Genomic DNA, 4,701 nt, shown 5'->3' on the forward strand with positions numbered 1-4,701 from the left:
TCATAAGTGCACAACTAAGTTTAATTAGCAATGGTGTATTTTGCTTGACCTTCAGGTCAAGTTAAGAACAAAATACACCAAGTCTTTGAATAGAATCAGAGGCCTGTTCAAGAGGAATTTGATATTACAAAATATGTACTACCCATTGTGGTGGTTGTAGCATTACTAATCTGGCTGTTCTAGAAAAGAATAGCACCCCTTACTTTCAACAAGCCGCTTATTATTGAAATGGTTACTCTAACAATAAGCGGTAATTTTTACCAAAGTCGAGGCGCAAGGAATTTGAAAAGACAGGAGCTTATACCCCAAGGGCACTTCCTTTGGGCGTATTAGCAAGTGACTGTTTTTGAGAATTTCGACAACAAAGCCTTTGGCAAAAAGTACCCTTGTTTAGTCGAAAAAGCCGTCCATATGCAGTTCGGTAAGATCACTAAACCCACCAATATGCTTACCATCAATAGTTATTTGCGGCACCATACGTGCACCATTCGTTACTTTGGAAAACTCCACCATATGAGCGCGATCTTCATCAATATATTTTTGCTCAAATGGCAGATTCCATTTGTCTAAAAGTTCTTTGGTTTTTACGCAAATGGGGCAGGTATTGGTTGAGTAGACGACAATTTTCATGATTAACCCTGTAAAGCCTTAACAACTAAATCACCCATCTCGTTTGTGCCGACAACCGTATCACCTTCACTGGCGATGTCAGCAGTACGATAGCCCTGATCAAGTACCGTATTAACCGAACGATCAATCTTATCAGCAAGATCTACCTGATCAAGCGAGTAACGCAACATCATTGAAACTGACAAAATGGTCGCCAATGGATTGGCCATATCTTGGCCAGCAATGTCTGGCGCAGAACCATGAATCGGCTCGTACATACCAAAGCCATCTTTATTAAGCGATGCACTTGGTAGCATACCAATAGAACCCGTTAACATAGCGGCACAATCAGACAACACATCGCCAAATAAATTAGACGTTACCATTACATCAAATTGTTTTGGCGCTTTAACCAATTGCATCGCGGCATTATCTACATACATGTGTGAAAGCTCTACATCTGGGTAGTCTTTAGCCACTTCTTCCATAACATCGCGCCAAAGCTCGCATACTTCTAGCACGTTAGCCTTGTCTACTGAACAAACGCGCTTGTCGCGTTTTTGGGCAATTTTAAAAGCTGAATGGCCAATACGGCGAATTTCAGATTCATAGTACGTAGCACTATTAAAGCCGTAACGCTCGCCATCACGAGTTTCAATACCACGTGGCTGACCAAAATAAATACCGGCCACCAATTCACGCACAATCATCAGGTCCAGACCTGACACGATTTCTTCTTTAAGGGTTGAAGCAGAAGCCAATTGTGGGTACAAAATAGCCGGACGCAGGTTTGAAAATAAATCCATCTCCGCACGCAAACCAAGTAAACCACGCTCAGGGCGCAGGTCACGCTCTAACGCCTCCCACTGATAGCCGCCAACAGCACCGAGTAAAATTGAATCACATGCTTTAGCAGCATCTAGTGTCGCTTGCGGTAATGGTGAGCCGGTTTCATCATAAGCCGTGCCGCCAATTAAGCCGTGCACTAACTCCATACCCAAGTTATCATTGTTGTTTAAATGATCAATAACTTTTAACGCTTGAGCAACAATTTCCTGTCCAATACCATCACCTGGCAACACCAACACTTTTGACATGCTCTTTCCTTTTGTTTAAATCTTAAAAAACAGCTATTTTACTAGATTTCAACCATCTCAAATTGATCCTTGGTGACACCGCAATCTGGACATACCCAATCCTCAGGCACATCTTTCCACTTGGTACCTGGCTCAATACCTTCTTTTGGCGAACCTTTAGCTTCATCATAAATCCAATCACACACCATACATTTATATCTCTTCATCTCTATTTCCTTGTAAATTGTTCAATAAAAAAGGGAGTGAAACACTCCCTTTAAATGCGATAAGCGCTTAACTACAGATTGTCAGCGTTTTTTGCTAGGTACTCAGCCACACCAGCTGGCGTGTCTTTCATGCCTTCGTCGCCTTTATTCCAACCGGCAGGGCAAACTTCGCCATGTGTGGTGTGGAAATCAAGTGCATCAACCATGCGTAGCATTTCATCAACGTTTCTGCCCAATGGTAGATCGTTAACCACTTGATGGCGCACATCAAAATTCTCATCAATTAAGAACGAAGCACGTAGTGCAACACCGGCTGGGTGAACAATGCCGTAAGCTTCCATGATTGCATGATTAACATCTGCTACTAATGGAAAATCAACTGCGCCCAAACCACCATCATTGACTGCAGTATTACGCCAAGCATTATGCGTGAATTGTGAGTCGATTGACACACCTACAACTTCTACACCTTTCTCAGCAAATTGCGCAACACGATGATGATGTGCTAGAATTTCTGATGGACAAACAAACGTAAAATCCAATGGGTAAAAGAACAACATGATCTTTTTACCTTTAAGGCTAGACAGCTGAAAATCGTCAACGATTGTGCCATCAGCTAATACAGCTGCAGCGGTAAAATCTGGTGCTTGTTGGGTTACTAAAACGCTCATATCTTCTCCAATAATTAATTAATAAACTCATGAATTATACAACAACAAGCGCACTCAATACTCATAAAAAAATAAGGGTTTGTGTATCAGGTCATATTGACATCACTTTAACGTAAAATAAAATTATTCAGACTTAGTTATTTATAAAAATATCTTTTAATGCTTAAAATCTACAACACGCTCAGTAAACAAAAAGAAGTTTTTCATCCCATCGATCCAGACAAGATCGGCATGTATGTTTGTGGCATGACAGTTTACGATTACTGTCATATGGGCCATGCGCGCGTATTAGTGATGTTTGATGTGATTACACGTCACTTAAGACGCAACTTTCCAGAAGTAACCTATGTGCGCAATATCACCGATATTGACGATAAAATTATCCAGCGTGCAATTGAAAACAAAGAAGATATCTATAGTTTGACTAATCGTTTTATTGATGCCATGCATGAGGACGAGCGTGCGCTGGGTATTTTGCCACCTGATATTGAGCCTCGTGCGACTGACGCCATGGATCAAATGTTTTATATGATTAAATCCTTGGTTGACAAGGGGTTTGCTTATCAAGCAAACAATGGGGATGTGTATTATTCGGTGCGCAAATTTGCCGACTATGGCAAACTGAGTGGTAAAAACTTAGATGATTTAGAAGCCGGCGCTCGTGTTGATGTTGATTCAGACAAAAAAGATCCGCTCGATTTTGTCCTATGGAAAATGGCTAAAGCTGACGAGCCTAGCTGGGAATCGCCTTGGGGTGACGGGCGCCCAGGCTGGCACATTGAGTGTTCGGCCATGTCCACCCATCATTTAGGCAAGCATTTTGATATTCATGGTGGCGGCATGGATTTATCTTTCCCGCATCATGAAAACGAAATTGCCCAATCTGAAGGAGCAAACAGCTGTAGCTTCGTAAACACCTGGATGCATGTTGGCTTTGTTAATATCAACGATGAAAAAATGAGTAAGTCGCTGAATAATTTTTTCACCATTCGGGGTGTACTAGAAAATTATGACGGTGAAACTTTGCGTTACTTCATCATGAGTTCGCACTATCGTTCACCGTTGAATTTTTCTGATGCCAACCTGGATAACGCCAAAACCTCAATCACTCGTTTGTACACAGCTATTCGCGGTTTAAATGCCAGTGAAGCAGCTACCAATGAAGTCTCTCAACGCTTTGATTTTGAAACCCGATTTAATGAAGCGCTAGATGATGATTTCAACACGCCAATTGCACTCAGTATTTTATTCGAACTAGCCAAATCAATTAACTCTGAGCGCAACAAAGACCTCGATCAGGCAAGTGCTTTATCGCAACTACTGATTAAACTAGGTGGTTTTATTGGTATTTTGCAAATGAAGGCTGACGCCTTTTTAAAGCAGGGCACTGACTTAGATGATGCAATGATTGACGAAAAAATCAAGCAACGTAACGAGGCAAAAACCAACAAAGACTTTGCCTTGTCTGATCAAATTAGAGATGAGCTCACCGAGCTTGGTATTGTTTTAGAGGACACTTCAGATGGCACCAGTTGGCGCAGAAAATAGCATTAACTGGTCATCTATTGACACCATCCTACTGGATATGGATGGCACACTATTAGACCTTAATTTTGATCTGCATTTTTGGCTAGAATACCTACCATTGGTATACGCCAACAAACACAACATCAGCCTCCAGCAATCTAAAGATAAAATTCGCCCAATGCTGGAAGCCGAACAAGGCAAACTGCATTGGTATTGTCTAGATTATTGGCAAAAGATTTTTGAGCTAGATATCGCCCAACTTAAAGAAGATGTTTCACACTTGATTCAAATCCATCCTTTTGTATTGGATTTTTTGGATCAAGCCAAACAACACAATAAGCGCATTTATTTAGTAACCAACGCTCATCGAAAAACAGTCAAACTAAAAATGCGCATCACTAATTTAGAAAGCTATTTTGATGAAATTATCACCTCACACGATTATGGCGTAGCTAAAGAAGATCAAGGATTTTGGCAGCAGCTAGAGCAAGCCATCAACCTAAACAAACAGACCAGTATTTTTTTCGATGATTCAATTAGTGTGCTTAATTCTGCCAAACAATTTGGCATTGGCACTGTAGTTGCTATCAG

At 41.1% G+C, this 4,701-nt stretch carries 6 protein-coding genes; 2 read left to right on the plus strand and 4 right to left on the minus strand.

Features of this window, described 5'->3' with window-relative positions:
- Positions 1–390: 390 nt before the first annotated feature.
- From PSN35_RS06050 to PSN35_RS06065, 4 genes are all read right to left on the minus strand, one after another.
- On the minus strand, positions 391–630 hold the full coding sequence (locus PSN35_RS06050; protein WP_300030860.1) for a glutaredoxin domain-containing protein: 240 nt from the start codon (positions 628–630) through the stop codon (positions 391–393).
- A gap of 2 nt (positions 631–632) precedes the next feature.
- Entirely contained in the window at positions 633–1,706 is a 1,074-nt protein-coding gene (gene leuB, locus PSN35_RS06055; protein ID WP_300030862.1) for a 3-isopropylmalate dehydrogenase, read from the minus strand.
- 41 nt (positions 1,707–1,747) lie between these two features.
- The gene (locus PSN35_RS06060) at positions 1,748–1,912 is read right to left on the minus strand and encodes a rubredoxin (RefSeq protein WP_300030864.1); all 165 of its coding nucleotides are present in this window, start codon (positions 1,910–1,912) and stop codon (positions 1,748–1,750) included.
- A gap of 71 nt (positions 1,913–1,983) precedes the next feature.
- Entirely contained in the window at positions 1,984–2,583 is a 600-nt protein-coding gene (locus tag PSN35_RS06065) for a peroxiredoxin (RefSeq protein ID WP_300030866.1), read from the minus strand.
- A gap of 159 nt (positions 2,584–2,742) precedes the next feature.
- Between PSN35_RS06065 and cysS the strand changes: the two genes are divergently transcribed.
- Positions 2,743–4,131, plus strand: a complete 1,389-nt coding sequence (gene cysS / locus PSN35_RS06070) for a cysteine--tRNA ligase (RefSeq protein ID WP_300030869.1) — start codon at positions 2,743–2,745, stop codon at positions 4,129–4,131.
- Positions 4,106–4,701: HAD-IA family hydrolase (locus PSN35_RS06075; RefSeq protein WP_300030873.1), on the plus strand; the 596-nt coding region annotated here is incomplete at its 3' end. The genes cysS and PSN35_RS06075, both read left to right, overlap by 26 nt.

Source organism: Candidatus Thioglobus sp., from assembly GCF_028599055.1.
Classification (GTDB): Bacteria; Pseudomonadota; Gammaproteobacteria; order PS1; family Pseudothioglobaceae; genus Thioglobus_A.